Origin of the sequence: Microcoleus sp. T3_A4, assembly GCF_036700465.1 — a bacterium.
In the GTDB taxonomy this organism is placed as follows: Bacteria; Cyanobacteriota; Cyanobacteriia; order Cyanobacteriales; family Microcoleaceae; genus Microcoleus.
Genome location: NZ_JAUBOY010000117.1, coordinates 1 through 3,328, shown reverse-complemented (window position 1 = coordinate 3,328; position 3,328 = coordinate 1). Strand labels below are relative to the sequence as shown.

Below are 3,328 nucleotides of genomic sequence, written 5' to 3'. Positions count from 1 at the left end.
GATTGCACTCACTTTTTTCACTTCTCTATTTTATTGCGATCGCATTCCTCTTTAAAAACTGTCCGGAGTATTGTTTTTAAAACTATCAACAAATATATTGCCGACTATAAATGGCAATTAGTTTTAGTCTATAGCTGCCTAATTTTCGACGCCGCCTTCGATACAGTCCTGAGAGCCAGCTTAAAATACATTATCGATGCCGCCATCGTTCCCAAAAATTATAATCTGCTGATTCTCATCCTATCCCTCCTAGCCGCGGGAGCCATTTTATATGCTGCTATCGGCTTGTTTGCCAACTTCTTAGGAGCGCGTTTGGGTGTTTTAATCGTCAACAACATCCGCCGTTCCGTATTCGAGTATCTCCAGAACCTGTCAATGGAGTTTTTTGGGCGACGTTCAGCCGCAGATATTGTCAAGTGTGTCATGTCCGACACACAGCATGTGGAATATGGTTTAATTACCACCGGGCTATCTGTCGTTATTCTCGAAATCGGTAGCATCCTGTTTTCAGGTATCTTCCTCTTTCTCCTCAACTGGCAGCTAGCTGTTATCAGTTGCATTGGTTTAACATTCTGCACCATTGCCCCGGCAAAAATCGCCCAACGGGCGACTGAAGAAAGTTATCAATTAATGGAAAAAGAAGGACAAATTGCTAGCGGAGTCGAAGAGAATATTCTCTCGCAATCGGTTGTCAAGATATTTGGGATGGAAACCCAAATGGTCAAGAATTTTAATACCGATCTAAACGACTTGAAACGGGTTTATATCCGAGCTACATTTCTGTCCTACTTAGTGCAGAAAATTCCCATGATTGGTTTTGTCATGACGCAGATTGTGACGTTAAGCGTCGGTGCGTCAATGACTTTCTCAAATGTGATTTCGGTAGGAACCCTGGTTTCTTATCAGCTTTTACTGGTCGGGTTGAATCTAAATATTCTCGCCTTAACTTCATCGGTACCTTATTTTATCGATGGAGTAGCAGCCCTGCGGCGCATTAACGATATCTTGTCAGAAGTCCCTGATGTTCAGGATGCCCCAGATGCGATTGACTTGCCCCATTTTCATAGTGATATTTACTTTGACGATGTTAGCTTTAGCTACTCCCAAGATAGAGGAGGAGTTAAAAATCTATCCCTAAAAATTCGCCAAGGAGACTTCGCGGTATTTGTCGGTCAAAGTGGCGCAGGCAAAAGTACAATTGTCAACTTGCTGACGCGATTTTATGACCCGGATAAAGGACGCATTCTGTTTGATGGAATTGATTTGCGTGATGCAACAGTACGCTCCCTTCGTTCTCAAATTGGGCTGGTTTCTCAGGATGTAATTCTGTTTAATTGCTCGGTGCGAGAAAACATCCGCATGGGCTATTTACAAGCTACTGACGAACAAGTCGAAGCCGCAGCCAAAGACGCCGAGATTCACCAATTTATTTTGTCCTTACCCCAAGGCTACGATACACTTGTTGGTGACAGGGGGGGACAGTTATCAGGGGGACAACGGCAAAGAATCGCTTTAGCTAGAGCCTTGGTGAGAAATCCAGCAATTCTAATTCTGGATGAAGCCACATCCGCCCTCGACCCCGCCACAGAAGCCAAAATCCTCACCACCATCGAGCACATTAGCAAAGAACGCACCGTGATTTTCATCACCCACCGCATAGCTAATGCGCTGCTCGCGGATGTCACTTACGTGATGGAAAACGGCAGCTTGGTGGTGAGTGATTGACACGCAGATTTGACCTATACTGAACATTTTGGAGTTAAAAATTATGACCAGCACAAATGATTACAAATGGCTAATTCCCTCTTCTCCTAACCTAGGCTCGAAATCTCTTGAAGAAGAGAAAGCTCTCTGGAGATAAAAGCCACGAAGATTATACCAACACCGCTTTCAGCATCACCCAAGACCCCAAAATCTGCAAAACCCTAATCCGTCCAGAGCGTTCTCCCGGCTATGATATTCCCAACTCGCCTGACATCAAAGTCCTAATTCCCGGTTGCGGCTCGGAAATTTATCTTCAGAAAACTTTACTAGAATTTTGCCCCCAAATTGGACAAGTCTACTGTACCGATTTTTCCAAAACAGCCATTGAAAAAGCACAAGCACACTGGAAAACAGCAGATGGAGATTCCCGACTCAACAATCAGCAAATCGTGTTTGAGCAAGTAGACTCCACGCGAATCACCGAACAAAAACCGGAGTGGAACGAGAAATTTGATTACGTCCTACTCGCAAATTCCGTGGTTTCCAGTGAGGATAAAACCAATCGCGAGATGATTCGGGAATTTGGAAAGGTTCTCAAGCCAGGTGGCAAGATATACGGATATTTTCCAACCACCTTATGCTTCTTAGAAATTGCCTATTTCAGTCGCAAACACGCTCACTGTGTTACAGAGGGATATATCGATGTCTACGGCAATAAAGTTTGGGATGCTGAGTGGCAAGAGGCCCAGATTTATTACACTCCCTTGCGGTTAAATCGCATCTTTAAAGAAGCGGGATTAAAACAACTCAGTTTGGAGATGCAGTTTTTAGACTATGAGCCTTTTGTTTCCATGTTTAAAGAGATGATCGATCATGACGACCCGGATATCTTTCTCTGGCATCTTCTAGCCCGTTATGAGAAATAGGACTTAGGCATTTGGGCGAAGCATCTCGCTCGATGCTTCGTTTCACTCAGTATGACACATAGGCTTTTCGTAAGTAGGGACACGGCATTGCCGTGTCCTTCTTCGTATCAACAACTAGGTTAAACCCGCAGTCCGGCAAGGGTTGAAACCCCTGCCTCAAAGCTAAAGTCCTCGCTCAGAGGACTGAAAAACTCATTAGTCCTCTGAGCGAGGTAGACAGGGAATTCATTCCCTGGCGGTCTGGCGGACTGGCGACTGTCAGCGGCGAGTTGTGGTTGAGGTCAAATTCTAGAATCGGGAAATTAACAGAGGCGAGAAGTGCGATCGCCCGTTTGAAGAGAAATGTATCGAAATAGAAACGCGATCGCAAATTTATTTTTTCTAGCCTCCGATAACTCCCCCCCTCCAGATTGTTTCCCAACTACGCTTCAACTATCAGAGTAATGTTATCAAGTCTCACGACGCGAACAACTTCACCGGGTTGCAAAGTTATTTCTCGAACGCACTTGGCTGGCCACCAACTGCTTTGAAATCGCACGCTGCCGCACTGATTCGGTTTAATTTCTTCTTCAACGATCGCTCTTTCTAAATGGCTGACAGTCATGATTACTTTCTCCTGATTCAATACTCCGGACAGTTTTTAAAGAGGAATGCGATCGCAATAAAATAGAGAAGTGAAAAAAGTGAGTGCAATCTCA

The 3,328-nt window shown here is 44.6% G+C and carries 4 protein-coding genes; 2 read left to right on the top strand and 2 right to left on the bottom strand.

Annotated elements, in window-relative coordinates:
* Both QUA07_RS29725 and QUA07_RS29720 read left to right on the top strand, forming a co-directional pair.
* A partial coding sequence (locus QUA07_RS29725; RefSeq protein ID WP_333332811.1) for an ABC transporter ATP-binding protein occupies positions 1-1,725 on the top strand: 1,725 nt, incomplete at its 5' end.
* Between the two features lie 107 nt (positions 1,726-1,832).
* Complete coding sequence (locus QUA07_RS29720) at positions 1,833-2,630, top strand: class I SAM-dependent methyltransferase (RefSeq protein WP_333332808.1); 798 nt, start codon at positions 1,833-1,835, stop codon at positions 2,628-2,630.
* Between the two features lie 175 nt (positions 2,631-2,805).
* On the opposite strand, the gene QUA07_RS29715 is transcribed toward QUA07_RS29720, so the two are convergent.
* On the bottom strand, positions 2,806-3,051 hold the full coding sequence (locus tag QUA07_RS29715; protein ID WP_333332805.1) for a hypothetical protein: 246 nt from the start codon (positions 3,049-3,051) through the stop codon (positions 2,806-2,808).
* Positions 3,052-3,234, bottom strand: coding sequence for an NfeD family protein (locus QUA07_RS29710; protein ID WP_333332803.1), 183 nt, complete (start codon positions 3,232-3,234; stop codon positions 3,052-3,054).
* Between the last annotated feature and the right edge of the window lie 94 nt (positions 3,235-3,328).

Coding starts and splice junctions, on each gene's coding strand:
- QUA07_RS29710 (WP_333332803.1), bottom strand. CDS start 3,234: ATGACTGTCAGCCATTTAGAAAGAGCGATCGTTGAAGAAGAAATTAAA.